The sequence below is a fragment of the Arthrobacter sp. NamB2 genome, from assembly GCF_005281365.1.
Lineage (GTDB): Bacteria > Actinomycetota > Actinomycetes > Actinomycetales > Micrococcaceae > Arthrobacter_D.
In genome coordinates, this window is the sequence record NZ_SZWI01000008.1 from 1 (window position 1) to 24,817 (window position 24,817).

The 24,817-nt window shown below is 67.1% G+C and carries 26 protein-coding genes and 1 pseudogene; 11 read left to right on the forward strand and 16 right to left on the reverse strand.

Going from position 1 to position 24,817, the window contains the following annotated elements:
* Positions 1-859: 859 nt before the first annotated feature.
* Complete coding sequence (locus FDK12_RS13345; RefSeq protein WP_137370015.1) at positions 860-1,408, reverse strand: hypothetical protein; 549 nt, start codon at positions 1,406-1,408, stop codon at positions 860-862.
* Between the two features lie 136 nt (positions 1,409-1,544).
* The gene (locus tag FDK12_RS13350) at positions 1,545-2,102 is read right to left on the reverse strand and encodes a GNAT family N-acetyltransferase (protein ID WP_137370016.1); all 558 of its coding nucleotides are present in this window, start codon (positions 2,100-2,102) and stop codon (positions 1,545-1,547) included.
* A gap of 257 nt (positions 2,103-2,359) precedes the next feature.
* Between FDK12_RS13350 and FDK12_RS13355 the strand changes: the two genes are divergently transcribed.
* Positions 2,360-2,860, forward strand: coding sequence for a hypothetical protein (locus FDK12_RS13355; protein ID WP_137370017.1), 501 nt, complete (start codon positions 2,360-2,362; stop codon positions 2,858-2,860).
* A 51-nt stretch (positions 2,861-2,911) separates the two neighbouring features.
* Here the strand turns inward: FDK12_RS13355 and FDK12_RS13360 are convergent, their stop codons facing one another.
* Positions 2,912-3,397: a hypothetical protein gene (locus FDK12_RS13360; protein WP_137370018.1), complete on the reverse strand. Its 486-nt coding sequence runs from the start codon at positions 3,395-3,397 to the stop codon at positions 2,912-2,914.
* A 628-nt stretch (positions 3,398-4,025) separates the two neighbouring features.
* Between FDK12_RS13360 and FDK12_RS13365 the strand changes: the two genes are divergently transcribed.
* Positions 4,026-4,406, forward strand: coding sequence for an SRPBCC family protein (locus tag FDK12_RS13365; protein ID WP_137370019.1), 381 nt, complete (start codon positions 4,026-4,028; stop codon positions 4,404-4,406).
* Positions 4,407-4,611: 205 nt separating this feature from the next.
* Here the strand turns inward: FDK12_RS13365 and FDK12_RS13370 are convergent, their stop codons facing one another.
* Positions 4,612-5,556, reverse strand: coding sequence for an o-succinylbenzoate synthase (locus tag FDK12_RS13370; protein ID WP_411266173.1), 945 nt, complete (start codon positions 5,554-5,556; stop codon positions 4,612-4,614).
* Positions 5,557-5,729: 173 nt separating this feature from the next.
* Between FDK12_RS13370 and FDK12_RS13375 the strand changes: the two genes are divergently transcribed.
* From FDK12_RS13375 to FDK12_RS13385, 3 genes are all read left to right on the forward strand, one after another.
* A complete protein-coding gene (locus FDK12_RS13375) occupies positions 5,730-6,647 on the forward strand; it encodes a phosphatase PAP2 family protein (RefSeq protein WP_137370021.1) in 918 nt (305 codons plus the stop codon).
* Between the two features lie 106 nt (positions 6,648-6,753).
* Positions 6,754-7,902: a zinc-dependent alcohol dehydrogenase gene (locus FDK12_RS13380; protein WP_137370022.1), complete on the forward strand. Its 1,149-nt coding sequence runs from the start codon at positions 6,754-6,756 to the stop codon at positions 7,900-7,902.
* A gap of 9 nt (positions 7,903-7,911) precedes the next feature.
* On the forward strand, positions 7,912-8,493 hold the full coding sequence (locus tag FDK12_RS13385; RefSeq protein WP_137370023.1) for a hypothetical protein: 582 nt from the start codon (positions 7,912-7,914) through the stop codon (positions 8,491-8,493).
* A gap of 73 nt (positions 8,494-8,566) precedes the next feature.
* Here FDK12_RS13385 and FDK12_RS13390 read toward each other — a convergent pair whose 3' ends face one another.
* The 4 genes from FDK12_RS13390 to FDK12_RS13405 all read right to left on the reverse strand — a co-directional run bounded on the left by FDK12_RS13390 (position 8,567) and on the right by FDK12_RS13405 (position 11,486).
* Positions 8,567-9,805: an MFS transporter gene (locus FDK12_RS13390; protein WP_137370024.1), complete on the reverse strand. Its 1,239-nt coding sequence runs from the start codon at positions 9,803-9,805 to the stop codon at positions 8,567-8,569.
* 82 nt (positions 9,806-9,887) lie between these two features.
* Complete coding sequence (gene crcB, locus FDK12_RS13395) at positions 9,888-10,268, reverse strand: fluoride efflux transporter CrcB (RefSeq protein ID WP_137370025.1); 381 nt, start codon at positions 10,266-10,268, stop codon at positions 9,888-9,890.
* Positions 10,265-10,750: a fluoride efflux transporter FluC gene (locus FDK12_RS13400; protein ID WP_137370026.1), complete on the reverse strand. Its 486-nt coding sequence runs from the start codon at positions 10,748-10,750 to the stop codon at positions 10,265-10,267. Before FDK12_RS13400 ends, crcB begins: the two co-directional genes overlap by 4 nt.
* Positions 10,740-11,486 carry a dienelactone hydrolase family protein gene (locus tag FDK12_RS13405; RefSeq protein ID WP_137370027.1) on the reverse strand — a complete coding sequence of 249 codons (747 nt, stop codon included), beginning with the start codon at positions 11,484-11,486 and terminating at the stop codon, positions 10,740-10,742. The genes FDK12_RS13400 and FDK12_RS13405 overlap by 11 nt, the downstream gene beginning before the upstream one ends.
* A gap of 84 nt (positions 11,487-11,570) precedes the next feature.
* On the opposite strand from FDK12_RS13405, the gene FDK12_RS13410 reads away from it, so the two are divergent.
* From FDK12_RS13410 to FDK12_RS13425, 4 genes are all read left to right on the forward strand, one after another.
* A complete protein-coding gene (locus FDK12_RS13410) occupies positions 11,571-12,107 on the forward strand; it encodes a GNAT family N-acetyltransferase (RefSeq protein ID WP_137370028.1) in 537 nt (178 codons plus the stop codon).
* Between the two features lie 119 nt (positions 12,108-12,226).
* Entirely contained in the window at positions 12,227-12,538 is a 312-nt protein-coding gene (locus FDK12_RS13415) for a hypothetical protein (protein WP_137370029.1), read from the forward strand.
* 59 nt (positions 12,539-12,597) lie between these two features.
* Positions 12,598-13,077, forward strand: coding sequence for a hypothetical protein (locus tag FDK12_RS13420; protein WP_137370030.1), 480 nt, complete (start codon positions 12,598-12,600; stop codon positions 13,075-13,077).
* Between the two features lie 38 nt (positions 13,078-13,115).
* Positions 13,116-13,772 carry a thymidylate kinase gene (locus tag FDK12_RS13425; RefSeq protein ID WP_223263277.1) on the forward strand — a complete coding sequence of 219 codons (657 nt, stop codon included), beginning with the start codon at positions 13,116-13,118 and terminating at the stop codon, positions 13,770-13,772.
* 72 nt (positions 13,773-13,844) lie between these two features.
* Here the strand turns inward: FDK12_RS13425 and FDK12_RS13430 are convergent, their stop codons facing one another.
* The 6 genes from FDK12_RS13430 to FDK12_RS13455 all read right to left on the reverse strand — a co-directional run bounded on the left by FDK12_RS13430 (position 13,845) and on the right by FDK12_RS13455 (position 20,951).
* Positions 13,845-14,753, reverse strand: a complete 909-nt coding sequence (locus tag FDK12_RS13430) for an aldose 1-epimerase family protein (RefSeq protein WP_137370031.1) — start codon at positions 14,751-14,753, stop codon at positions 13,845-13,847.
* Positions 14,750-16,261, reverse strand: coding sequence for an alpha-N-arabinofuranosidase (locus tag FDK12_RS13435; protein ID WP_137370032.1), 1,512 nt, complete (start codon positions 16,259-16,261; stop codon positions 14,750-14,752). Before FDK12_RS13435 ends, FDK12_RS13430 begins: the two co-directional genes overlap by 4 nt.
* 47 nt (positions 16,262-16,308) lie before the next feature.
* Entirely contained in the window at positions 16,309-17,238 is a 930-nt protein-coding gene (locus FDK12_RS13440) for a carbohydrate ABC transporter permease (RefSeq protein WP_104116422.1), read from the reverse strand.
* Between the two features lie 3 nt (positions 17,239-17,241).
* Positions 17,242-18,192 carry a carbohydrate ABC transporter permease gene (locus tag FDK12_RS13445; RefSeq protein WP_137370033.1) on the reverse strand — a complete coding sequence of 317 codons (951 nt, stop codon included), beginning with the start codon at positions 18,190-18,192 and terminating at the stop codon, positions 17,242-17,244.
* 103 nt (positions 18,193-18,295) lie between these two features.
* Positions 18,296-19,648, reverse strand: coding sequence for an ABC transporter substrate-binding protein (locus FDK12_RS13450; RefSeq protein ID WP_137370034.1), 1,353 nt, complete (start codon positions 19,646-19,648; stop codon positions 18,296-18,298).
* Between the two features lie 286 nt (positions 19,649-19,934).
* Positions 19,935-20,951, reverse strand: coding sequence for a LacI family DNA-binding transcriptional regulator (locus FDK12_RS13455; RefSeq protein ID WP_137370035.1), 1,017 nt, complete (start codon positions 20,949-20,951; stop codon positions 19,935-19,937).
* Between the two features lie 157 nt (positions 20,952-21,108).
* Between FDK12_RS13455 and FDK12_RS13460 the strand changes: the two genes are divergently transcribed.
* Positions 21,109-22,383 carry an FAD-binding protein gene (locus FDK12_RS13460; RefSeq protein WP_137370036.1) on the forward strand — a complete coding sequence of 425 codons (1,275 nt, stop codon included), beginning with the start codon at positions 21,109-21,111 and terminating at the stop codon, positions 22,381-22,383.
* Positions 22,384-22,387: 4 nt separating this feature from the next.
* Here FDK12_RS13460 and FDK12_RS15265 read toward each other — a convergent pair whose 3' ends face one another.
* A complete protein-coding gene (locus tag FDK12_RS15265; protein WP_223263278.1) occupies positions 22,388-22,696 on the reverse strand; it encodes an HAD-IA family hydrolase in 309 nt (102 codons plus the stop codon).
* Positions 22,697-22,851: 155 nt separating this feature from the next.
* Between FDK12_RS15265 and FDK12_RS15270 the strand changes: the two genes are divergently transcribed.
* Positions 22,852-23,307 carry a hypothetical protein gene (locus FDK12_RS15270; protein ID WP_223263279.1) on the forward strand — a complete coding sequence of 152 codons (456 nt, stop codon included), beginning with the start codon at positions 22,852-22,854 and terminating at the stop codon, positions 23,305-23,307.
* A 21-nt stretch (positions 23,308-23,328) separates the two neighbouring features.
* Here the strand turns inward: FDK12_RS15270 and FDK12_RS15475 are convergent.
* Positions 23,329-24,693 (reverse strand): annotated as a pseudogene (locus FDK12_RS15475) (mannitol dehydrogenase family protein); the annotation flags it as partial.
* Positions 24,694-24,817: the final 124 nt, after the last annotated feature.

The following is a 24,817-nucleotide window of genomic DNA, read 5'->3' on the forward strand; positions in this document are numbered from 1 at the left end:
AGCACCTGTGGTCATCGCTCCGAAGGAGCCGGCAGCTCCGGCGAAGGGCAAGCTGGCGTACACCGGCTCCACCGCCGGTCAGATTGCCCTCGGCGGCCTCGCGGTCCTGCTTCTCGGAGCAGGCGCCGTCGCAGCATCCAGGGTGCGACGCCGCGGAAACGCCTGATCACCCTGACGGTTCAACCGGCCGCAACAGGACGGGTTGAACTGCCGGGAACGCACGACCGGTAGATACGACAGCACCTGGGGACGAAATCCCGTCCCCAGGTGCTGTTCTGTCGTTAGGCGGCCAGGAACTGGACCGCGGACACACCCCTGACGGTGTCTGGCGAAACATCAACGACACCCCGACATTACTGATGACCAACCATCAGACAACGAGCCGCCCTAATCATCGACATCGCTCGACCCGCCTGTAGGTTTCAAGCTTCCTGTGCCGGGAACTGTGATCATTCCGGTACGTGCCGTAAGCCTCTTTGTGATGTTGCAACCAGAAACTTGAAGCATGGCACTTATGGGGGTTCAGAAGGTACGTCCGGCGCTCTGGTTGAAGGAACATCGGGGAGCCCTACCGTCCCTTACCGCAGTGCTCGCCGTAGCCATGTTCTGGGTTATCGGAGCGATCGGCGGAAGCGGGTTCCTCGCTGACGCCAGCTCACCTATGAGGATGCTGACCGGGCTATACGTCGGACTAGCAGCGGTAGCGGTCTCTATCATCATCACGATACTGGCACTCAACGACCTCGCCCGTCGCTACTCCCGATCCCGCGGACGCAGGTGACACCCAAGCCGGTGCCCAGTACTGCTTTCTGGTCCCCGATAGAGACCACCGAAGCTCGACCGTCCAATCGAGGATCCTTCAGTGGGCAAATTTGTTGGCTTCGGTTTGCCGACTGGTGACCCTGAAGCGGACGATGCGCTGGATCATAATTGGGTACCCATGAAGCACCAAACCGACAACCAGTATCTGGCAGGCCCCCTGGATGTGAGTCGTAGCCGCGGCGATAACGACTACAACCACGGTTGCTACAGCGCCAACGAGGTGAGCGGTTTCTGATTGCTCCGTTCCTCTCAAAAAGCGGGCGAGCATCGAAGTCCCACGCTCTGAGTGGCGCATCTGACCGATGATCCGATTCCATCCCACAACGTCCAGGACGCGACGTACGAACTCTGCGCCCAGCAGGGCATAGAGCTGCGGCTCGAAGGCTCGGACCCGATAGCGGGTTCGACGGGCATCGACTAGGGCGGGGCCCACGAGCAATGCCATGAGGAGAAAGCCGCCCTGCACGGTCAGCGCAAAGACAACATGGTCGGGACCGATGGCGAACCAGCAGGCCACGGCCAGACCGATACCGATTACTGGACCGGTAACCAACGAGCCACGTTGCTGATTACCCTCTGCGCCCATAACTCCCAGTCTGCCCCACGGACCTAGGCGACTCTGATGCCCACCGATCGCCCTGTCATTCATCCGTCAGGACATCCTTTACTGCACGTCGCTGCTGATTATGGCCCGCGCTTGAACGCCGAGCGCTATCCCGGAATCAGTCGCGCACGGTGGAGTACAACAGCATGTCGCGGCGTTGGCCAGAAATCTCTTGGTGGGACCGGAGCAGCCCCTCGCGGAAATACCCGGCGCGTTCCGCTGTCCTAATGGACGCTGTGTTCCACGGCTCGATGTAGAGCTCGGTGCGATGCAGCTCGGGCAGCGTCCACGCGAAAGACGTAACAGCGCACAGTGCATCAGAGGCAAGACCGCGGCCACTGAAGGAGAGGGCGATTCCGTAGCCGATTTGAGCGCGGCCGGCGGGCAGCTCCCGTACCCACAGCCCGGTGAATCCGGCGCAGTGTCCTTCGGTGTTGTCGACGACGGCAAACGAGAAGCCGACGCCCTCTGGGTAACGGGTCTGTTGTCGCCGTATCCACTTCTGTGCCTGGTCAGCTGTCGCATTGAGGGTCAGGGTCCCGGTCGCGGAGACGTACGGATCGCGGGACAAATCGACCGCCATGCCGGCATCCTCCAGGCGAAAGGCCCGTAGCGTCACGTTCCCGAAAGCTGGGTCGACAGCAGGCCGCCGGTCAGCGATTTCGGGGAGTTCCATCACCCGAGTCTGTCAGGTTCGGGTGACCGGGACTCATGGGAAGCGATCCCCTACGGGACGCAGAGCCAGGAGCAGGTGCTGACCCCGCCAAGTTGATCGACCAAACCCCGCCATCTTCGCAAAAAGTCACAAGTTTGAGTGGTGCAAAAAAACTGGATCTCAAACGGTCCTTTTTGCCACCCCTGTCATTTGCGCCCCACATCAGAGAGTGGAGGGCGTTCTCGCCCGGTGATGTCGATCCCCACATACTGGTGACCATGAACAGCCTCGACGGAACATTCTGGGTGGACCCCGAGACAAAGGTGCCGGGAACCTTCGCACTCGATGAAGACGGCACTTTCCTACTCGAGCTCCAGGGGTACGTGTTCTGGCCCGAGCAACTGGACAGGTCAAACCCCAACTACATTGCTCAGAGCGGTGACCCAGCAAAAATTGTTGCGGATTTCTGGCCACGCGACATCCTGGGCGTTCTCGCGTCCGGTGAGCCGATTTCCCTGCTGGGAGCCCTGATGGAGCAGCCCCCTTTGAACGGCTCGATCAGTCAACAGCGCTTCAAGGTGCCATCCTTCATACGTGGAGCGCACCTCCAAGGGCGGGGGGGGTTTTGGTTGAAGGTTTACGGTGGCGATGGAATGTACTTCCGTGGCGCGCTGGGTGGGCATCTTGTCCCTCCGCCCAAGTCACTGGACTCATGGCCGGGGAGTTGGCGCATGCGATCGCGTACACGCGAACAGCAGTTAAGATCCGGTTCGCATTGACCATTTCGCCAGTCAGTCAGGCAACGGCCTGCCTGTCAATCTCCATGCCGCTTAGGGATCCTTCAGTGAGACTGCTGCTTTGACGGTTGCCGCCTGTCTTCTTCGAGTTAGAGCCATAGCGGTAATGCTCAGTGCAACTCCCGAAATAGCCCCGACTAGGCAAACTATGTGCAGACCCTGATAGAGCGTCTCAGAGACGTTCGGCAGCGGCCGTAGAGCAACCGCGAGGAGCAACACCAGCCACAGCGCGGAGTGAAACAAGAGACCTGATGCACGCTTGCGTAGTAGCTTCCATATCGCGAGTCCAGCAAGGGCCCAGGCGACGAGCATTACGAGGCCGCCCACGGCGATCCCGCGTTGACCGAAATCATTGTCAGCAGTCAGGCCTGTCTGTGACTCGAAATCAGCGATTCTGCGGCCCACCTGGATAGACAGCGCAAGTTGAAGTCCCGTCAGGGCGACAGCGATGGCGATCGTAGAAAGCAGTGCAAGGAACCGCGAGATCTTCATGATGCGCCATCGATTGCGCCAGATCATTCGAATCCGATCCTTGCCTGCTCCGATATTCGCTTGCCCATCTTTGTGTAGCCCCATGCATCGGCTGCAACATCTTCGCACACGATCAAATCATTCCCTGGCTGGCAGGTGAGGGAATCGGGCTACAGAACATCGCCTCGCAACAGTAGTTGATCAGTCACGTCATAACCCGTTCCGCTTCCCGACCGAACGGGCTCGGTCCTGCTCCTCGCCTGCGGAGCAGCACACTCGATCCGCAGCGCACAACTCGCGCCTGACAGTGATCAAGCGCAGGCACTCCTGGACATCATTTCTCGCGGTTTGCGCCCTTAGCCATTCACAGAGGTCCTGGCAAACGACCGGTTTGCGGACTCGTCACTGGGCCACGAAGCGCTACGAAACCCTGCCACTCATCGTTGCGGCTTACGGCTCCTGCCCTCCAACTTCCCACGAAGGTGCCGTAGGCGTCCGGTTGAACAGTTCTTCGACGGAACACCCGGCTACTCCCCGAGCTGCGACCTCGTGTCCGTGACGGCACTAGCTGCTGCGCCAGTACTCGAAGTCGTGGATGGTGATGCCAGCTGGCAGCGTCGAGTACTTGATTGCTCGATCTCGTGCGGCGCATGATGCCGTCATGAGGAGTCAGCACGTGAGCCGCGTTATCACCGCGTCGCCCGAAGTCGTGTACGAGTACGCGTCCAATGTCGGGAACCTCCCGCGGTGGGCGGCCGGGCTCGCCCGGACCCAGGCAGTCCGGGATGGTGACCGGCTTATCGTGGAATCCCCCATGGGTCGGGTGGAGGTCCGATTCGTCGAACGAAACCGCTTCGGCGTACTCGACCATGATGTGACGCTACCGTCGGGGACCGTGGTGACGAATCCTGTCCGGGTTCTGCCGCATCCCGATGGATCCGAGATCATCTTCACAGTTCGCCAGATCGAGCTCGACGACGACGAGTTCGCTCGGGACATCGACTTGGTCGCGGCCGACCTCGAGCGACTCGAGCATCAGATCATTCAGCGGATCTGAGATCGGGCGAGGACCAGCCGGACCACGAAGAGTCGCAAGCCTGCTACGCCACGTTCCTAAATTCCGTCGCACGAGTATGAGTGTCTTAACAGGACCCACGCACCGGCTGATCAGCGCGATCGAACCCTCGCCTTATGCGGAAGTGTGCCCTACGCCTACCGGCATCGACCCCTCACTCTGACTGGGGTCGGCAGGATGAGTCGCATCAGCGCTCCTGCCGGGAGGCTTCGAGGGCTGCATGCGTGCGTTCCAGCCGCTCCAGCCACCACAGGGTCCGCTCCGGCGATGCGGCGAACTGACGAAGCTTCCGGTCTGACACCTCGACGTCGCGCACGGGAAGCTTCCCCTCCTGCGGAACGAGGGAGGCCTCGGTCACGTCTCCCGCCATGAGGGACACCGTTGCGAGCCCACACGCGTAGGGCAGGTCCGGGAGGGCGGCTGCGAGCGCGGCTCCGGCACGGATCCCGACGGAGGTGTCGAGGGCCGAGCTGATGACGGCGGGAAGACCGGCCCGCTCGATGAGGTCGAGCGCCCTGCGGACGCCCCCGAGCGGCGGTGCCTTGATGACGAGGAGGTCGGCGGCGTCCTCCCTCGCCACGAGGAGCGGATCGTCCTGGCGCCGCACGCTCTCGTCCGCGGCAACCAGCACCCTGGTGCCCCGGCGCCGCAACTCGGACCGCACGGTACGGAGCCCAGGAATGTCCGCTACCGGCTGCTCCACGTACTGCAGGTCGAACTGCTCGAGTGCTTCGAGAGCCTCGAGCGCGCCGTCCACGCCCCATCCACCGTTGGCATCGACCTTGATGCCCGCGTCGGGCAAGAGCGCGCGGACCTCGGCGACGCGGGCGACGTCGTCCGCCAGCACCTGGCCACGCTCGGCGACCTTCACCTTGACGGCGTGGACCTCGCCGAAGCGGGACAGCACCCCTTCGACCTCGCCGGGTCCGACGGCGGGGACCGTCGCGTTCACGGGCACCGAGTCACGCAGCGGAGCCGGGAAACCCTGCCAGGCCGCTTCGATCGCACTCGCGAGCCACGCGGAGGCCTCGACGTCGTCGTACTCCATGAACGGGCAGAATTCTCCCCATCCGGCAGGGCCGCGGACGAGGAGGGCTTCGCGTTCGAGGACACCGCGGAACCTGACGCGCATCGGGATCGACACCACGTGCGCCGAGGCAGCGAGTTCCTCGAGCGGGGGCAGGGGCGGTGGGGCGGGCGTGGGTGTCGGACTCGGATGCACGACCTCAGGTTACGGGAGCAGCGGGTGCATCCCCGGCCCGGACGGTGGCGGAATCCCCAGGAACGTGTGGAACGATTGAAGGGATGACGTCGCAGCGAACCTCTCCCCGATCCAGGCGGGCAGCCCGCTCGCCGTTGCTGTTCGTGCTCGCAGCCATGGCCTGTGCGTCCGCGCTCGGCTGGACCTACTGGGCCTTCGTGCGGACCACCACCGGCCAGTTCGCGGACGAGTCCGCGTGGCGGGAGGCGGGCGTCGCAGCGCCGGATACTCAGCTCCCCTTCCTCCGGTTCCTCGACACCCTGCCCATGATCTCGATCGTCGTCGCCGCCGTCGCGATCCTGTTCGTGGCTTTCTGGCGGCGACGGTACGCAGCGGCGGCGATCGCCGTCACCGTCATCGGCACCTCGAACCTGACGACGCAGGTGCTCAAGAACCTCGTCTTCGACCGGCCGGACCGCGGGGTTGCGACCCTGGCATTCAATTCATTACCGTCCGGGCATACGACGCTCGCGGCCTCCGCTGCCGCTGCGGTGTTCATCATCGCGACGCCGCGGTGGCGGCCCTTCGCAGCGGCGGCCGGCGGGGCCTACTCGGTGCTCGCGGGCGCGGCGACGTTCATCAACCTCTGGCACCGCCCGGCCGACGTCGTCGCAGCGCTGCTGGTGGTCGGGACGTGGACACTCGTCGGCGGTCTGGTCATCATGCGCACGGGCGACCACTGGAACAGGTGGGCCGGATTCGGGGCGTACTGGGCATCCTCCCGGATCTGGCTGGTGCTGTGCTGGATCCTGGGACTCGGCGGCCTCGTGGTGTGCGCCGCCCTGTACGCCTATGTCCAGGCGATCGGCCCGGCCCCGGAACCGGGAACCGCGAGCGTGCCGCTGTTCTTCTGGTCGGGACTCGCGTGGATCGTCGGCACGGGTTTCACCCTGGTGGCGGCCGCGGGCTGGCTCTTCTCCGCCCAGGCCCGCGTTACCCCGCGCCAGGAGCCGCGGCCGTAACATCCCCGCGCCGCTCCCGCACGTCCTTTCGACCCGCGCTCCGACCGTTGAAGAGCCGACCGTGCGGGTGAAACGCTGGCCGGACCAGCGATGAAAGAGGCGATTGATGAAAGCCATGGTGTACCGCGGGCCCTACAAGATCCGGGTCGAGGAAAAACCGATGCCGAAGATCGAGCACCCGAACGACGCGATCATCCGCGTCACGACAGCGGCGATCTGCGGCTCGGACCTGCACCTCTACCACGGGCTGATGCCGGACACCCGGGTGGGCCACACCTTCGGCCACGAATTCATCGGTGTCGTCGAGGAGGTGGGCCCCTCCGTCCAGAACCTCCAGCGTGGGGACCGCGTGATGGTGCCCTTCAACGTCTACTGCGGATCCTGCTACTACTGCGCCCGCGGCCTGTACTCGAACTGCCACAACGTCAACCCGAACGCGACGGCGGTGGGCGGCATCTACGGCTACTCGCACACGACGGGCGGGTACGACGGCGGACAGGCGGAGTTCGTTCGTGTGCCCTTCGCCGACGTCGGACCCACGATCATCCCAGACTGGATGGACAGCGAGGACGCGGTCCTGCTCACGGATGCGCTCGCCACGGGATACTTCGGGGCACAGCTCGGTGAGATCGTTCAGGGTGACACCGTGGTGGTCTTCGGTGCCGGACCTGTCGGCCTGTACGCGGCGAAATCCGCCTGGCTCATGGGAGCCGGGCGAGTGATCGTCATCGACCACCTCGAGTACCGGCTCGAGAAGGCGCGGACCTTCGCCCATGCCGAAACGTTCAACTTCGCGGAGTACGACGACATCGTGGTGGAGATGAAGAGGACCACCGACTTCCTCGGCGCCGACGTCGTGATCGACGCGGTGGGTGCGGAGGCCGACGGCAACTTCATCCAGCAGGTGACCGGCACCAAGCTCAAGCTGCAGGGTGGCTCGGCCGTCGCCCTCAACTGGGCCATTGATTCCGCACGCAAGGGCGGCACGGTGGCGGTCGTGGGCGCATACGGTCCGATCTTCAGCGCGGTGAAGTTCGGTGACGCGCTCAACAAGGGGCTCACCCTGCGCATGAACCAGACACCGGTGAAGCGCCAGTGGCCCCGCCTGTTCGAGCACATTCAGAACGGCTACCTCAAGCCCAACGACATCGTGACGCACCGCATCCCGCTCGAGGACATCGCGGAGGGGTACCACATGTTCTCCGCGAAGCTCGACAACTGCATCAAGACCCTCGTCATCGCGAACCCCAGCTAGGAGACCTCCATGCCGTCGACGCCATACATAGCGAGCAAGCCGAAGGACATCCCGACACCGGAAGCACTCCGGGCGAGGATCCCCGGCTGGGGTGTGGACCTCGACCCGAAGGACCGCCCCTCCTACCCCCGTGAGGTGTTCGACCCCGCCGGGACGGGGGCCCACTGGGACTACCCGGATGAGCAGCAGGGGCGGGAGGGCCGCGAACGGTCGATCGAGCACGGGCAGCTGACCCCGGTGTTCGGCACGAGCGCTCCACTGAGAGGGGTCTCCGGGGGCATCCGGCGCTACGCCTACCGGTACGGCGAGGGCCGCGCCGCGCACTGGCTCATCCTCCTCCTCGGTGACCGCGTGGACGCCTGGGGCTCCCACGCAAGATCCTTCGCGACGCTTCGACCGGACAACCCGATCACCGAGACCGGGGTCCTGGCCGAGGGACGCCGGCACGGTGTCGCGTCGCGGGTCGGGAAGCGGCGCGTCGACGTCAACCACCAGTGGCTCGACCCGATCGTCGTCGGTGGTCCGTGGGTGGCTGCGACGGCGGGAGCCGTCCTCGTGGCGAGGGCGATAATCCGGCGCGGCCGGGACTGACGTCGGTGCGGAGCGGGCTGTCACGAAGGGCCCGCCGCACGCCGTCCGCTGATCGCGCCGGACCGGCGCCCTGTTACCGGCGCGGCACTGCCGGTTCCGCCGCCCCGGGGGCAGCCCGTGGGATCCAGTACCAGAGCACTCCCGCGCCGAGGAACCCGAGGACGGCGGTCGCCCAAATCCCTGCCGAGAGCGTAGCCACGGCTGTCACGAGGGAGAGGAGTGCCGGCCCGCCCATGGTGCCCAGGTCCGTGAGCAGACGCCAGATCCCGAGGAACTGGGGGCGTCCGGGTGACGGTGACAGGTCCGCGCCGAGGGTCATGACGATGCCCGATCCGATGCCGTTCCCGAAGCCGATGAGCAGGGCGACGAGGAGCAGGCCTACGGAGTCCCCTGTGAGGGGAAGGAGCGTGAGTGCCGAGCCCATGATGATCATGCACGGCACCGCGATCCACCGGCGCCCCTTCGTGTCCATGATCTTGCCCGACGGGTAGAAGACCAGCATGTCGATGGCGCCCGAGAGCCCGTAGATCAGGGCGGTAGTCGAAGCGTCCAGGCCGATGTTCTCGGCCCACAGCGGCAGCACGGCCTGGCGGGTGGCTCGCACCGCAGCTATGAGCAGCACCCCGATACCCACGGTTCCGAACACCCGGGCGTGGCTGCGCAGGACCGATCGCACCGTCGGCGCGGGCGGTGGCGCGAGTGCGGCTTCGATCGGTGACTGCACGGAGGGGTGGGCCCTGCCGCGGGACGGGAGTTCGGGAACCCGCCAGCTGAGGGCTGCCGCGGCCAGGCTCGCGACTCCCCCCACCCAGTAGGCGCCGTCCAGCCCCAGCGGCCTCATGGCGAGGGCCGCGGCGAAGGGCCCCACGAAGACGCCGATACGGGTGACTCCACCCAGCGTGGACAGTGCGCGAGCACGGAAGTGGGGCGGCACCGCCTCCGTGAGGTAGCTCTGCCGCGCGAGTCCGAAGATTGCACCGGCCATGCCCACCATGAACACCGCAGCGGCGAACACCGGCAGGGTGGGAGCCGCGATCGCGAGGAACATCGCGGCTGCGCACCAGAGCGCGGCTCCGACGAGCGCTGTCCGCTCCCCGAAGCGCGTGGCGATCAGGGTCGCCGGGACGTTGGTGACGAGCGATCCGATGCCCGACAGGGTGATGACCAGGGCCGCGGTCGCCAGGTCTGCCCCGAGGTCGCGCGCCGTCAGGGCGATGACCGGCAGGATGGCGCCCGTCGCTACCCCGTACAGCAGCGACGGGCCGTAGGCGCCCACGGCGATCGCGCGGAGGTCGAAGGTTTCCTTAGGCACCTGACAACCCTAGCCCGCAGCGCGTAGGGCCGAGGGGGCGATCCGACGCACGCGCGGTGACCCTGCAGTCCTCGCCCGTGGCCTACCCGAGCAGGACTCCGACCCACAGCCCGAGGCCGGCCGCAGCCAGCGATGCCACCGCGGTTCCCGCTCCGGAGATCAGCACCGCCCGGACATGGCCCGCCTGGACCAGCCGCGCGGTCTCCATACTCGCCGTGCTGAAGGTCGTGTATCCCCCCAGGAAGCCCGTGCCTGCGATGAGCGTCCACGCCGGCGGAAGTGCGGATGCGAGCACGAGACCCGCCACCAGACCGAGCAGCAGGGACCCGCTGATGTTGATGGTGATTGTGCCGATGGGGACCGGTCCTCGCGTGCGGGAGCGGATCACGCCGTGGAGCATGAAACGCGCGACCGACCCCATGCCGCCCGCGACACCCAACGCCAGCACGACGGCGACGCTCACAAGCCACCTCCGGAGCCCGCACCGGGCGACGTCCGACGGGGCGGGACCAGGCGCCCGGCAGCGATGCCGGCCGCCGTCGCCGACAGTCCCACCACCACGGAGACGGCCAGGTAGGCGAGGCCCTCCACCACTCGTCCCGTGTCGAGCAGGAGCGCGGAGTCGACGGCGAGCGCGCTGTAGGTCGTGAACCCGCCGAGGAATCCCGTACCGAACAGCAACCGAAGGGCTCGGCGACGCCCTTCGTCGGGTCCCCGCCGGGCAAGTGCCTCGAGGAGGAGACCGAGGGCGAAGGCGCCCGTGAGGTTGATCAGCAGGATCCCCAGCGGAAGGGCTGCCGGCGTCGGGATCAGTTCGGCGAGGGCGAACCGCGCCAGCGTCCCGGCCATCCCGCCGGCGAACACCAGGCCGAGATGCGCGGGCCGGGTGTGCGAGGGCCTATCACCACCGGGCGGGCGGGGCCGCGCCGGATGCTCAGGCAACATGCAGGGCGAGGAAGGCCAGGGTCCGCTGCCAGGCGTCGCCGGCCGGACCGGGCCTGTAGGCATAGCGGTTCGAGTCGTTGAAGAAGGCGTGCCCGGCACCGGGGTAGACCTTCGCGGTGAAGTCCACTCCGGCCCGGGCCATCGCCGCCTCGAGCTCGGGCAGCGCGGTGACGAGCGCGTCGTCGTCCTGGCCGTAGAAGGCGAGGACGGGAGCCTTGATGCGGGAGAGCTCCTCGATCGGGAAGTCCGCGTGGCCGTAGAAGGGAACGCATGCGAGGAGGCGCGGCTCGTGCACCGCCAGGGAGAAGCTGTACGTGCCGCCGAAGCAGAAACCCGTGACGGCGACGCGTCCGGCCACGTCGGCGTCGTCGTACAGGTACTCGAAGCAGGACCGGACCCGCTCGGTGGTGGTGGCACCGAACTCCGCGTCCTGCAGCGGTGCCAGCAATGCGCGGAGCTTCGGCTGGGCCCGGTTGCGTGCCTCCGCGTCCGGCCCGGCGAGGTCCTCCCCGATCCCCGCGGTGCTCTCCTCGGTGATGCCCCGGTCGGCAAGCAGGTCAGGAGCGACGACGACGTACCCTTCCCGGGCGAAGCGGTCCGCGACGTCCCGCGTGTGCCCGACGAGTCCCCACACCTCGTGGATGAGGACGAGTCCTCCCCTCACGGGCCCCTCGGGCCGCGCCACGTAGGCGGCCAGGGTGCCGCTGTCGGTCGGGATGTGCTGTGTCGGGCTCATCCGCCTAGGCTTGCACGTCTCGTGATGCTGCGCCAACCACCTGCGCGTCCGTCGGCGAGGTGCGCCTGTACTACTGTTGCCCGCGTGTCCTTACCCGCCCTGCCCCCGGGAGTAGGCATGCGCCTGCTCGCTCCGACCGACGCCGTCGCCCTTGCACAGGCCTACCGGGACAACCGTGAACACCTCTCGCCGTGGGAGCCCCTCCGGGACGACGCGTACTTCACGGAAGCCGGCCAGGCCGACCAGATCGCAGGGAAGCTCGCCGGCCTTGCTTCGGGCACGGAGGTGCCGTGGGTCCTGACCTCGGACCACCGCATCGTCGGCACGATCACGCTGAGCGGTATTGTCCGCGGTCCGTTCCTGAACGCGCACGTCGGGTACTGGGTGGATGCCCGGTTGCAGGGCCGCGGTGTCGGCTCAGCTGCCCTGCACCGCGCGGCACATCGCGCGCGTGGCCCCTTGGGCCTGCACCGCATCCAGGCATCGGTGCTGCCGCACAACGAGCCGTCGAAGGCCGTCCTGCTCCGGGCCGGCTTCACGCTCATCGGCACCGCGCCTGCCTACCTCAGCATTGCCGGGCGCTGGCAGGACCATCTCCTGTATCAGCGCATCCTGCACTGACGCCGCCCCGGTCGCTTCGCCGGACGCACGGTGGGACAGGGCGCGGTCGGGTGCGCTCCGTGGGACGCGGGAGTACTATCTGTTGCACCACCATCAGTCAACGACGACGGACGTGGAAGATGAACACACGATATATCGCCCCGCTCGGCATGATCACCATGTCCCTCGGGGTCCTCGCGCTCTTCGCGGGCGCTCGGGGGTATCCGATCCTCCTGATCACGACCGGCGGCATCGTCCTCGCCTGGCTGTGCTTTCGGCCCGGAGAGCCCCGCACCACAGCGCGTGGACCTGCGAACCACGTGCCCTCGGAATTCTCGATGCCGCCCGTCGGCACCTGCCCGCCGGAGCGGCTCCGGGAAGCCCGCCAGCTCGCAGCCCGGGTGGTGGCGTCGTCGAGCCAGGGGGAATCGCCACGGCGTTCCGGCCCCTGACCGGTGCCACCGGACCCTGGGGATCGACCATCTCGTGACTGCTGACCGGAGGGCGACTCGTGGGACTGCTCCGCTCGTCGGCGGTACTGGGGGTCGCCACCCTCGCCCTTACGTCGTGCGCCCCCGATGTCCTCGCCTGTACGGAGATCGGGGCGCAGCAGGGCCTGTCCTTCACCGTTGCCGGGGGTCCTGCCGCTGTCGCGGACAGCCTCGGCGTGTCGGTCTGCACGGACGACGGCTGCAGCGCTGCCGACGTCGCCCTCCATCCGGGTTCGACGACGACCTCCGAGACGTGCACGCCGGACGGGGTCTGCAGTGCACGGTCGACTCCGGATGGAACCCTGACCGGATTCGCCACCCTCGCACTGTCCGAGGAGGAGGTCGACGCCGAGGTCACCCTGCGCCGCGTGGACGGGACGACCGCCGTCCATACCGCCAGGGTGGTGCCGGCCGTCGTCTACCCGAACGGCAGGCACTGCGGGGGCGAGGCGGTCCAGGGAAGCCTGGTGCTCGATGACAGTGGTCTTCGTGCCGGATAGTCCCTCAGGACCGCCGCTGACCGCATAACGGGAACGGCATGCGCGCGACCCCCGTTGATCAGGGGACACCACGAGCGGAAGGCCCTCCCCTGCGCATCCTCCTGACCGGCATCGACGGCTCCGGCAAGAGCACGGCAGCCTGTCGGCTCACCCGTGCCATCACGGAGTCGGGCGGCGCTGCGGTCATGCTGAGGACCCCGGCGGGTCGCAGGACGATGAACGGCTGGTGGGCGGCCCTGAGCTGGACGCCCCATCCGCGCGTGCTGGACGTCCTGGAGACCGCATTGCGCGTGATCAACGTCCTTCTGAACGAGGCGCGGTTGCGTCGCTTCGAGGGTGTGGCGGTCCTCGATCGCGGGCTCCAGTGCCAATTGGCCCTGAGGGAGGCACGCGGGCTTCCCCGTGGGATACTCCTGCCATGGCTCCAGCGGGTCCTTCCCGCTCCCGACGTCGTCGCGCACTTCGACCTGCCGGTGGACGTCGCACTCGCGCGGATCAGGGCCCGCGGCACCGACAGGGAGAGCCACCAGGACCTGACGGCTCTCGTCAGCGGCTACCGCAGGCTGCCCGAGTACGCGACGTTCATGCTTATCGACGCCGACCGCCCGGCGGAGGACGTCCTCGGCGACCTGCTCGCACTGACCGGTTGGGGCGGGCGATCCCACCTCCCGGACGACACGCTCGCGCGTCACTGACCTGCTGCGGGAGACAGTTCCCCGCGCAGGCGAGCGGTGACGCAATGTTCACCGGCTGTGCGGGAGCTTCCGCTACACGGCGCTGATCGTCCAGCCCGTGAGGTGGGACTCCCCCGGCTCGAGGACCACCAGGTCCTCGCCCGTGTTGAAGGCGTCCGGCGGGCACGTCATGGGTTCGACGGCCAGTCCGAGGCGCGTGTTCTCGGGCTTCTTTGGGAGGTCCGCGGTGTGAATCTGCACCCACGGGCAGCTGCCGTCCCACTCCATCGCGGTACCCGTCCCCTGGGCGGGGTCGGTGACGCGGACCGTGGCGCGTCCCGCGCCGTCCCTAGCCAGGTCTGTGAACGCGTGGTCGATCTGCACGTCGCCGATGGCGTGCGCGGACCGGAAGTCGAAGGGAGTTCCCGCGACCGGCTCCTTGGCCACCGGCAGCAGGCGATCAGGGGTCACCGTGAGGACAGTCGATGCCGGCAGTTCCAGCACCCACTCGTCGAGAGGCGACGCACCGGCCACCAGGTACGGGTGCGGACACACGCCGTACGGCGCGCGCCGGTCGCCCGTGTTCACCGCGGTGACGTCCGTCCTGAAGCCCTGCCCGTCGACGCTGAACCTCGCCTGGAGCGAGAGCTCGAAGGGGTATGCATCAGCGGGCCGGATGGTGCAGGCCAGGGTCACTGCGGACGGGGCGTGCTCCACGAGCGTCCAGGCGACATCGAAGACCAGGCCGTGCAGTGCCGTCCCGCGCTCCGGCTCATTGATCGGGAGTTCGAAGTCCGAGCCGTCGAACGAGTAGCGGCCGTCCGCGATGCGGTTGGGCCACGGAGCCACGAAGGCTCCGCGGAAGTTCGGCATCTCCTCATCGGCGGCGAAACCGACCACGAGCGGCCTTCCCTCGTGGGTCAGCTCCCGGACAGCGGCACCGAGACCGAGGACGACGGCCGTGTAGCCGCCGCCCTCGATCCTGTATTCAGGGTGGTTCATGCGAGGGATACGGCCGTCCAGGACACCGGGGGAAGCGTGATGGTGACGGCGCCGCCGTCGAGCTTCGCTGACGTGTTCGGTCTCATGGTCACGCGCTCGGGCTCCTCAAGGGTGTTCTTCGCATACACGTCCGTATCGTACAGCGACTGCGCGTCCACCGAGCTGAACCCGTTGAGCGCGGCGACGTCGATCGTCACGGTCGTCTCCTCGGTCTGTGACCGGTTGACGAGGAAGACGGCGGTCGCTCCCGTTGCGTCGTCGTGCGTGGCAACCGCGTCCACGAGCGGCACGACGCCGTACTCGCCGGTCTCGTACGTACCCGCGTCGAGCTTCAGTTCGAGCACCGAGCCCTGCGCGAGCCTCGACGTGATCGAGAACGGGAAGAACGTCGTCTGGCGCCAGGCCGGTCCGCCGGGCTCGGTCATGATCGGGGCGATCACGTTGACGAGCTGCGCGACCGACGCCGAGGTCACACGGTCCGCGTGCTTGAGCAGCGAGATCATGAGGTTCCCGAACACCACGGCGTCGGCGACGGAGTAGCAGTCCTCGAGCAGGCGGGGTGCCACGGGCCAGTTGTCGAGCCCCTCGATCTTATCGACGTTCTCGAAGCGGCTGATGTACCAGACATTCCACTCGTCGAACGAGATGTTGATGGTCTTGGAGCTGCCGCGGACGGCCTTCACGTGGTCGGCGGTGGCGACCACCGACTCGATGAAGTGATCCATGTCCACGGCGGAAGCGAGGAAGGAACCGAGGTCGCCGTTCTTCTCCTCGTAGTAGGCATGGCACGAGATGTAGTCGACCACGTCGTACGTGTGGCTCAGCACCACGCGCTCCCACTCCCCGAACGTGGGCATGTGGGCGCTGGAGGAGCCGCAGGCCACGAGCTCGATCGAGGGGTCGAGCTGCCGCATGGCCCTGGCCGTGATGGCGGCGAGCTTGCCGTAGTCCTCGGCCGAACGGTGGCCGAGCTGCCACGGTCCGTCCATCTCGTTGCCGAGGCACCAGATCTTGACGTCGAACGGGTCAGGCCGGCCGTTGGTCATGCGCTGGTCGGCGAGGGCCGTTCCCTTGGGGAGGTTCGAGTACTCGAGGAGCTCGAGCGCCTCGGGTGTGCCCCTCGTGCCGAGGTTCACCGCGAGCATGAGGTCGCTGCCGACCTTCTGCAGCCAGGAGGCGAACTCGTGCATGCCGACCTGGTTGGTCTCGGTCGAGTGCCATGCGAGGTCGAGCCGCGTGGGGCGCTCCTCGCGAGGGCCCACGCTGTCCTCCCAGCGGAACCCGGAGACGAAGTTGCCACCGGGGTAGCGGATGGTGGAGACGCCCATCTCCTTCACGAGTTCGATGACGTCCTGGCGGAAGCCCTCGTCGTCGGCGCTCTGGTGGCCGGGCTCGTAGATGCCGTCGTAGACGTGGCGGCCGAGGTGTTCGACGAATCCGCCGAAGATGTTGCGGTTGATCCGCCCGACCGTGAAGTGGGGATCGAGTGTGAGGCGTGCGTTCTGCATCGAATTACTTTCTGTGCGTGATGGCGTGGCAGGGAACGGAGTGCGGGCTACTTGAGCGAGCCCAGCGACAGTCCGCCCTGCCAGTACTTCTGGAGGGAGAGGAACGCGATGATCAGCGGGATGATCGAGATGAACGCTCCCGTGGTGATCAGGTTCCAGAGCGCCTCGCCACCGCTGCCCGCGTTGGAGAGGGCCTGCCAGCCGTTGAGGCCCACCGTGACGGGGAGCAGCAGCGGATCGCTGAGGACCGCAAGTGGCAGGAAGAAGTTGTTCCAGGTTCCGACGACGGACAGCAGGAGCACCGTGACGATGGCCGGACGCAGCAGGGGCAGGGCGATCTGGAAGAACGTGCGGATCTCCCCCGCGCCGTCAATCCTGGCGGCGTCGAGCAGTTCATCGGGCACGGCCTCCTGGGCGAACACCCTCATCAGGTAGACGCCGAAGGGGCTGAGCAGCGAGGGCAGGATCACGGCCCAGACGGTGTTCACGAGTCCGACGGAGCTCAGGAGCACGAAGGTCGGGATGACGAGCGCCGTCAGCGGCACCATCACGGCGCCGAGCAGGATGCCGAAGAAGGCCGCCCGGCCGCGGAAGTTGTACTTGGCGAAACCATAGCCGGCGAGGACGGCCAGGATGGTCGCGCCGACTCCGCCGGAGATCGCGTAGAGGAACGAGTTCCCCAGCCAGCGCCAGTAGATGCCGTCCTGCCGTTCGAACAGGCCCTGCAGGTTGCTGAAGAAGTGGAATTCGTCGTCGAACCAGAGGGGTCCGCCCGAACCGCTGAACAGGCCCGCGGTGTCCTTGGTGCTCGCGACGGTCAGCCACCAGATCGGAGTGATGAAGTAGATGACGAGGATGAGCAGGAAGATGTGCGAGCCGATACGGGGACCGCCGTTACGGGCGCGGTTCCGTGATCCGGCGCCGCGGACCTTCCGGCCGCCGTCCTGCTGCTGTGGGGTGTCGGTGACGAGTGCCATGGGTTATTTCAGTCCGCTCTGCTTGCGGGTCAGGAAGAGGAAGAAGAAGGAGAAGACGAACACGACGATGCCGAGCGCGAAGGAGATGGCGGACGCGTAGTTGAACTGGCTGTAGGAGAACGCCAGGGAGAAGGCATACATGTTCGGCGTGTACGACGTCGGGATGGCTCCCTGCGCCACGGCCCTCAGGACCTGCGGTTCGGTGAAGAACTGGAGGGTGCCGATCAGTGCGAAGATGACCACCATCACGAGGGAGGAGGAGATCATCGGCACCTTGATGCGCAGGGCGATCTGGCGGTCGGTCGCGCCGTCGAGCACGGCCGCCTCGTAGATGCCCGGATCGATGCCCCGCAGGGCCGCGTAGATGATGATCATGTAGTACCCGGCCCACTGCCACGTCACGATGTTCACGAGGCTGCCGAAGATGCTGTCCTGGGCCAGGAAGTCCGGGGCCGCGGCACCGAACAGGCCGAAGATGGAGCTGGCGGGCCCGAAGCGCGGACTGTAGAGGAAGCCCCACATGAGGGCACCGATGACGACCGGCACGGCATAGGGGATGAAGATCATCAGCCGGGAGAACTTCGAGGCCCACGTCGCCAGGTTGTCGAGGACGAGCGCCGCGACGAGAGCCACCACCATCTGGGCCGGGATCATGATCAGCGCGAACTTGGCGACGGTGCCGAGGCCCTGGAGGAAGATCGGATCGGTGAAGGCCTTGACGTAGTTCTCGGCACCCACGAACTTGTTGCCCGTCGCGAGGGTGCTGGTGAACAGGCTCATCCGGAAGGCGAAGACCAGGGGAAGGATGAGGAACGTCGCGAAGACGAGGGCGAAGGGTGCCACGAACAACCAGCCCCAGCGCTGCTTGCGCCGGTAGTTCCTGTCGGGGCGATGCTTGGCGGAGGCCGGTGCTTCGGCCCGGTGGGCCGAACTCGGCGCGGTGGTCGTAGCCATGATGGTCTTTCCTGGAGCTGTGGGACGGATGGCGCGGTGGAGGTGTTCCACGGGGGCCTGACGGGAGGGTGCCCGCGACTGGCGCGGGCACCCTCCGCATCGGCTACTTCAGGGTGAAGCCCTGCTCGGTCGCGTACTGCTCGAGTGACGCCTGGAGGTCGTCGAGCGCCTTGCCCGCGTCCTTCTCGCCCTGCACCATCGCGTAGATCTGCACGGTCAGCTGGTCGTAGGCGTAGTTCTGGAAGGGGCTGAAGGTCGCTCCCTCGTAGCCGGCGGCCGCGTCGAGGAACACGTCCTTCTGGATCTGCTGTCCGTCGAAGAACTCGTACTCCTTGTTGGCGAATGCTTCGGACTCGAGGACCGGAGTGTAGGACGGGAAGAGCGCGCCCTTGTCCACGCCGATGTTCATGCGCTCCTCGTTGCCGAAGATCTCCATGGCGACCTTCGCCGAGAGTTCCTTGTCCTTGGCCTGCTCCGTCACGGCGAAGGTGGAACCGCCCCAGTTGACCTGAACCGGGTTCGCCGGGTCCCACTGCGGGAGCGGGGCGGCACGCCAGACGGCGGTGGGATCGGCGTCGGACAGGCCCTGCAGGTAGCCGGGGCCCCATGCAGCTGCGAGGTAGACGGCGTAGGAGCCGTCGACGAGCTTGGTGTTGTAGTCGGCGGTGAAGGCGTCGTCCGTTGCGACGAGGCCCTGCTTGACGAGGCCGTCCCAGTACTCGAGGACATCCTTGGCGCCCTGGTCGTTGACCTTGATGCCGATCTCCTGCGGGTTCGCGGAATCGTACTCGAAGGGAACCGAGCCGGCCTGGGCGAAGAGCGCCTGGTTGAAGGCACGCCCGTTCGTCGGGAAGTCCGCGATGACGGCGCCGTCGCCGGATTCCTTCAGCTTCTTGGCCGCGGCCTCGAACTCCTCCCACGTCGTGGGCACCTGGATACCGGCCGCGTCGAACAGGTCCTGGCGGTAGAGCATTCCCATGGGTCCGCCGTCGACCGGTATCGCGTAGACGGCGTCGCCGCTCGAGGCGTCTTCCCAGGCGCCTTCGGCGTACTGGTCCTTGACGTCGTTGGCGCCGTACTCGGTGAGGTCGACGAGCGCGTCGCGGATCGTGAAGCTGGAGAGGACCTCCGACTCGAGCTGGATGACGTCGGGCGCGCCGGATCCGGACTCGATGGAGGTCGAGAACTTGGTGTACTCGTCGTTGCCCTGGCCTGCGTTGGTCCAGCAGATCTGGACGTCGTCGTTGGCGTTGTTGAACTGGTCGACGACTTCGTTGAACGCGGGGTACCAGGCCCAGACAGTCACCTGGGGCGCTTCTTCGTTGACGATGGTGTTGGTGCAGGATGCGGCCTCCGCGCCGCCTCCTCCGCCGCTTCCGTTTCCTCCGGAGCAGCCGGTCAGTGCTACGGCAGTTGCGGCGACGATGCCGGCAGTTGCCAGGAACTTGGCTTTCATATCTCTTGCTTCCTCTCGCGGTGGTACTCCACCGTGGTCCGCCCGGGGGCGGCCGGTCCGGGTACTGCAGGAAGGAGGATCGCTGGGGCGCACTGTGCCGCACCCGCTCGAATCTTCCTTGATCCGGGTCCGTCCTCCTGCAGGTCAGTCCCGCTGGGGGAGGCTGTCCGCAAGTGCCGGTTCCGTCATTTACATCGTTGTAGGTAAACGTTGTAGAGAAAGCATGCAGAGTGAGGTGGGCCACTGTCAAGCAGCCGCGGAGAAATTTCCGGCGGCCCCCGGAGTGTCAGCCGGGCAGCGCTGACGACTCACGCTCGATGACCTGGAACCGCGCCTCGAACTCACGAGGCGGAGCGTCGCTCTCCCGCCCGGAAATACGCTCCTGCAGCACGCGCACCGCGGTGTCGGCGATCTCGTCCCGTCCGGGATCGATCGTCGACAGCGTGGGCAGAGAGTACCTGCCCTCGTCGAGGTCGTCGAAACCGATGACCGCGACGTCGTCCGGGATTCGTCGGCCCGCCTCCTGCAGGACGCGCATCGCACCGAGCGCCAGTGTGTCGTTCATGCCGAACATCGCGTCGAATTCCACGCCGGACTCGAGGAGGTCCCGCATGGAGGTCGCTCCGTTGGCGCGGTGCCAGAAGGTCGTGTAGGCCACCAGCTTCGGGTCGAACGGGATCCCTGCGTCCTCGAGCGCCTGCTGGTAACCGCGCAGGCGGAGCCCGGCGGATCCGATCACCTCCCCCTCGTGCCCGCCGACGACGGCGATCCGGCGCCTGCCCTTCGAGAGCAGGTGAGCCGTCGCTGCCCGTGCGGACTCCACGTTGCTCATGGTCACGTGGTCGGTGGGACCGCCGAAGATCCGCTCGCCGAGAAGGACGAGCGGGAAGTTCACGTTCAGGTGGTGGGCATCCTCGTTGGACATGCCGAGCGGACTGAACAGCAGTCCGTCGGTCATCTGCAGCCGGGGACTGGAGAGGATCTCGAGTTCGTGGGCGCGGTCCCCGCCGGTCTGTTCGATGAGGACCTTGAGTCCCCGCCGCTCGGCGGCCTTGATGATCGAGTCCGCGAGCTCCGCGAAGTAGCTGAGCGACAATTCGGGGACGGCGAGGCCGATCACGCCGGTCTTGCCGGAGCGGAGGCTCCGCGCGGACAGGTTGGGGCTGTAGCCGAGCTCGGAGATGGCCTCCATGACGCGCTGTTTCGTGTCGGCGCGGATGTGCTGGTAGTCGTTGATGACGTTGGAGACTGTCTTGATCGAGACGCCCGCTGCCAGCGCAACATCCTTCAGTGTGGCCGCCATGCCGCCCCCTCAGGTCCCACCGTGATGCCCTGTACGTCACGCGTGCTGCGAGTCTACAACGTTGTAGGATGGGCGGGCACCTCTCTTATGGGGGTGCCGCAGCTTTCGCGCCGTCCTCCCTTCGCACCGTCGCGACACCGGCCAGACAAGGACCACCATGATCGAGGAACACGTACGGGACACGCTGAACTGGGCGGGAAACTACGAGTACCGCGCCGAGACGCTGGAGCACCCGACCTCACTCGCCGACCTGCAGCGGGCCGTCGCGGCTGCAACCCGCATCAGCGCACTGGGCTCGCGCCACTCCTTCAACGACATCGCCGACACCCCCGGCACGCTGGTGTCGCTCGACGTCATGGATCCCGCCGTCGACGTGGACGAGGCCGCCCTCACCGTCACCGTCGGAGCGGGTGTCCGGTACGGCGTACTCGCCGAGCACCTGCAGCGCCGCGGCTTCGCACTCCACAACCTCGCCTCGCTACCGCACATCTCCATCGGTGGTGCCATCGCGACGGCGACCCATGGCTCGGGGAACGCGAACGGCAACCTCGCCACCGCCGTCGTCGGGCTCGAACTCGTGACGGCGTCCGGCGACGTCATGACCGTCGCGAAGGGCGACGCCCACTTCGACGGCATGGTGGTCGGCCTCGGCGCGCTCGGCGTCGTCCATCGCGTGACGCTGCGCATCGAACCCTCGTTCGACGTGCGCCAGGACGTGTTCACGGAGGTGCCCTGGGACGCGGTGCTCGCGGACTACGACGCCGCCACCTCCGCCGCCTACAGCGTCAGCCTGTTCACGGACTGGGCGGGTGACACCATCGGCCAGGCCTGGCTCAAGAGCAGGATCGACAGCGGTTCACCGGTGCCCGGCGAGTTCTACGGCGGCGTGGCAGCCGATCGTGCGTACCACCCGGTGCCGGGTGTGGCTGCGGACCACTGCACGCAGCAGCTCGGGGTCCCCGGCCCGTGGTCGGACCGGCTGGCACACTTCCGCCTGGCCTTCACCCCCAGCAACGGCGAGGAGCTGCAGACCGAGTACCTCGTCGGGCGCGAGCACGCCGTCGCCGCGATCCAGGCCGTCCGCACCCTCGCTCCGAAGATCGCACCGCTGCTGCTCGTCTCCGAGGTGCGCTCGATGGCCGCCGACGAGTTGTGGCTGAGCAACAACTACCAGCGCGCCGGAATAGGCCTCCACTTCACGTGGAAGCCTCTCCAGCCCGAGGTCGAAGCGCTCCTGCCCGAACTGGAGGCAGCGCTCGCACCCTTCGGAATGCGCCCGCACTGGGGAAAGCTGTTCGCGGCGGACGCGCGGCAGCTCGCGCCCGTCTACCCGCGGTTCGATGACTTCCGTGACCTGGCGGTGCGTCTCGACCCGGAGGGCAAGTTCCGCAACGCCTTCCTGGACCGCACGATCTTCGGCACCGCGGGCTGATTCGTCAGGCCGGGGCGTCGACCGCGCCGTCGATACCGAGGAGTCCGAGCAGCTCCGCCCAGGATTCGACGACCGCGACGACGCCGGCGCCCTCGAGCTGGCGTCGCCGTTCGGGCCTCTCGTCGGGGTTGACGAAACAGACGTTGCCGACGGTGGGACAACCCGCCGCCATGGCTGCCGTCGCTCCGGACACCGAGTCCTCGACGGCGAGCGCGGCCTGCGCGGGGACGTCGAGCTGCTGCAGCGCGAACAGGTACACCGCCGGGTCCGGCTTGCTGATGGGCTCGGGCAGCGAATCCTCGGCACTGAACACCCGGCCCTCGGGAAGAACCGGGCGAGGTCGGTGGCTTCGAAGGATGCAAGAAGCCGAGAGGTGGCACTCGAACTCACCGCTGCGAGTTCGAAGCGGCTGCTGAGCGCCTGCAGTGCCGATCGCACGGCGTCGTCCGGTTCGAGTGCGTTGCGGAGGTGGTCGCTGACCACGCGCTTCTCCTCGGTGATCCACTCCTCGAGCTCGTCCGCGCCGACCTCGCGCGCCGGCCCGGGGAAGGTGCTCTCGGGCTCCGTCAGTTCCCCGGCGAGGCTGCGGAAGTTCTTGCCGAGAGCTGCCTGCCGCAGCTGTTCCGGATCGAACCGCTGCGGCACGCCCACCTCCTCGGCCAGTCTGTTGGTCACCTCGACCGACGCCTCGAAGGCGATGTCCTCGGAGGGGAACAGGTTGCCGTCGGCGTCGCACAGGATGAACCGGATCGCTGCCCTGTCCAGCTCGTGCGGCCCGTCCTCCCGCGCGTCGCCGCTCGCGTGACCAGCGGCTGCGACTTCCGCCTCGAGGACTGCACGGGTTCCGCGGAGCTCCAGTTGCTCGGCCAGTTCCCTGAGTTCGCCCGGGGTGTCCCCCGTATCGGCAAGTCCACCGAAGAGTGAGGCGTCGCGGAGCCACTCGTCGAACTGCGATTCCTCCGCGAGCGGACGCAATTCGTCCAGCCGGGCATCCTGCACCTCGAACCCGCTGCCCTGGTCGTCCACGCCCCGGAGGTAACGGAACCAGCCGACGATCGTGAGCATGAGCATGCGGTACCTGGCCTGCCCGTCCTGCTGCTCGAGTGCGGCGACCAGCGACGGCAGGACGTAGTCGGGCACCTTCGAGGAGCTGCGGCGGGTCAGCCGCTCGAGCTGGTCCTCCATGTGCGGATTGGCCAGCCGGTCCAGCAGGGTGTCCCGGTACTCCTGCAGGTCGATGCCGGGCACCTCGGGCAGCAGGGGCATCACCTCGTCGAGGAAGGCCGTGAGGAAGTTCCTCATCAACGGGTCGCCCATGGCCTGCACCGTGGTCCGGTGTCCGAGGAGGAGACCGTAGAACCCGAGAGCGCAGTGCCCGGCATTGAGCATCCGGGTCTTCATCGCTTCGAACGGCTCGACGTCGTCGACGAACTGCACCCCGACCTCGTCCAGCGGGGGCCGGCCGTTGCAGAACTCGTCCTCGACGATCCACTGCGAGAACGCCTCCGTGAGGACAGGCCACCGGTCGTCCACGCCGAATCGCTCGGCCACGGCGTCGCGCTCCTCCGGCGACGTCGTGGGCGTGATGCGGTCCACCATGCTGGACGGGAAGGCTCCCTCGCGGTCGATCCAGTCCCCGAGGTCCTCGTCGCGCAGCCGGGCGAGCGAGACGACGGCCGTGCGGGCAGTCCTTCCCCCGTGCTGCATGTTGTCGCAGGGCAGCACCGTGAAGGGCGGTATCCCGCGGTCCCGTCGACGGCGCAGGCCCTCCACGAGGTAGCCGAACACGGATGAGGGCCGCTCGGGGTGCTGCAGGTCCGCCACGATGTCGTCGTCGTCCGCGAGGAACTCACCCGTCGCCTGGTCGACGTGGTAGCTCGAGGCCGTGACGGTCAGCGTGACGAGTCTCGTGCGCTCGTCGGCCAGGGCGTCGAGCACGGCTTCCGGGTCCTCGGGAGCGTAGAGGTAGCCGACCATGGAGCCGACGACCCGGGCGGTGTCGTCCTCGCCGCGCTCGACGACGGTGAAGAGATTGGACTGCGCATCGAGGACGTCCTGCATCTTGCGGCGATGCATACCGACGCCGATGACACCCCAGTCCATGCTGATGCCCCTGCTCGCCAGTTCGTCGAAGTACACGGTCTGGTGCGCCCGGTGGAATCCGCCGACCCCGAAATGCACGACGCCCGGTCGCAGTTCCGACGGGTCGTAGGCGGGCAGTTGAACCGGAGCGTCGCCCGGGCGGTCCTCGGGCCGGGAGATCACATCGGGCAGGGACAGGGGTTCGTGCAGGGAAGGGCGCTCGGTCATGACAGTCTCCTGGTCGCATCGACGAGGGGCCACTGCTAACCCACCGGTACCGCGTCCAACGCTAGGGATGCCCGGACCACGACGACAAGGACCACGCGCCGGAGGAACGTCACATGATGCCCGA

What these genes read in the sequence shown, in the direction of transcription:
- FDK12_RS13345 (WP_137370015.1), bottom strand. Translation starts at nt 1,408, where the DNA reads ATGGGCGCAGAGGGTAATCAGCAACGTGGCTCGTTGGTTACCGGTCCA.
- FDK12_RS13350 (WP_137370016.1), bottom strand. Translation starts at nt 2,102, where the DNA reads ATGGAACTCCCCGAAATCGCTGACCGGCGGCCTGCTGTCGACCCAGCT.
- FDK12_RS13355 (WP_137370017.1), top strand. Translation starts at nt 2,360, where the DNA reads ATGAACAGCCTCGACGGAACATTCTGGGTGGACCCCGAGACAAAGGTG.
- FDK12_RS13360 (WP_137370018.1), bottom strand. Translation starts at nt 3,397, where the DNA reads ATGATCTGGCGCAATCGATGGCGCATCATGAAGATCTCGCGGTTCCTT.
- FDK12_RS13370 (WP_411266173.1), bottom strand. Translation starts at nt 5,556, where the DNA reads ATGCGCGTCAGGTTCCGCGGTGTCCTCGAACGCGAAGCCCTCCTCGTC.
- FDK12_RS13375 (WP_137370021.1), top strand. Translation starts at nt 5,730, where the DNA reads ATGACGTCGCAGCGAACCTCTCCCCGATCCAGGCGGGCAGCCCGCTCG.
- FDK12_RS13380 (WP_137370022.1), top strand. Translation starts at nt 6,754, where the DNA reads ATGAAAGCCATGGTGTACCGCGGGCCCTACAAGATCCGGGTCGAGGAA.
- FDK12_RS13385 (WP_137370023.1), top strand. Translation starts at nt 7,912, where the DNA reads ATGCCGTCGACGCCATACATAGCGAGCAAGCCGAAGGACATCCCGACA.
- FDK12_RS13400 (WP_137370026.1), bottom strand. Translation starts at nt 10,750, where the DNA reads ATGTTGCCTGAGCATCCGGCGCGGCCCCGCCCGCCCGGTGGTGATAGG.
- FDK12_RS13405 (WP_137370027.1), bottom strand. Translation starts at nt 11,486, where the DNA reads ATGAGCCCGACACAGCACATCCCGACCGACAGCGGCACCCTGGCCGCC.
- FDK12_RS13415 (WP_137370029.1), top strand. Translation starts at nt 12,227, where the DNA reads ATGAACACACGATATATCGCCCCGCTCGGCATGATCACCATGTCCCTC.
- FDK12_RS13425 (WP_223263277.1), top strand. Translation starts at nt 13,116, where the DNA reads ATGCGCGCGACCCCCGTTGATCAGGGGACACCACGAGCGGAAGGCCCT.
- FDK12_RS13430 (WP_137370031.1), bottom strand. Translation starts at nt 14,753, where the DNA reads ATGAACCACCCTGAATACAGGATCGAGGGCGGCGGCTACACGGCCGTC.
- FDK12_RS13435 (WP_137370032.1), bottom strand. Translation starts at nt 16,261, where the DNA reads ATGCAGAACGCACGCCTCACACTCGATCCCCACTTCACGGTCGGGCGG.
- FDK12_RS13440 (WP_104116422.1), bottom strand. Translation starts at nt 17,238, where the DNA reads ATGGCACTCGTCACCGACACCCCACAGCAGCAGGACGGCGGCCGGAAG.
- FDK12_RS13445 (WP_137370033.1), bottom strand. Translation starts at nt 18,192, where the DNA reads ATGGCTACGACCACCGCGCCGAGTTCGGCCCACCGGGCCGAAGCACCG.
- FDK12_RS13450 (WP_137370034.1), bottom strand. Translation starts at nt 19,648, where the DNA reads ATGAAAGCCAAGTTCCTGGCAACTGCCGGCATCGTCGCCGCAACTGCC.
- FDK12_RS13455 (WP_137370035.1), bottom strand. Translation starts at nt 20,951, where the DNA reads ATGGCGGCCACACTGAAGGATGTTGCGCTGGCAGCGGGCGTCTCGATC.
- FDK12_RS13460 (WP_137370036.1), top strand. Translation starts at nt 21,109, where the DNA reads ATGATCGAGGAACACGTACGGGACACGCTGAACTGGGCGGGAAACTAC.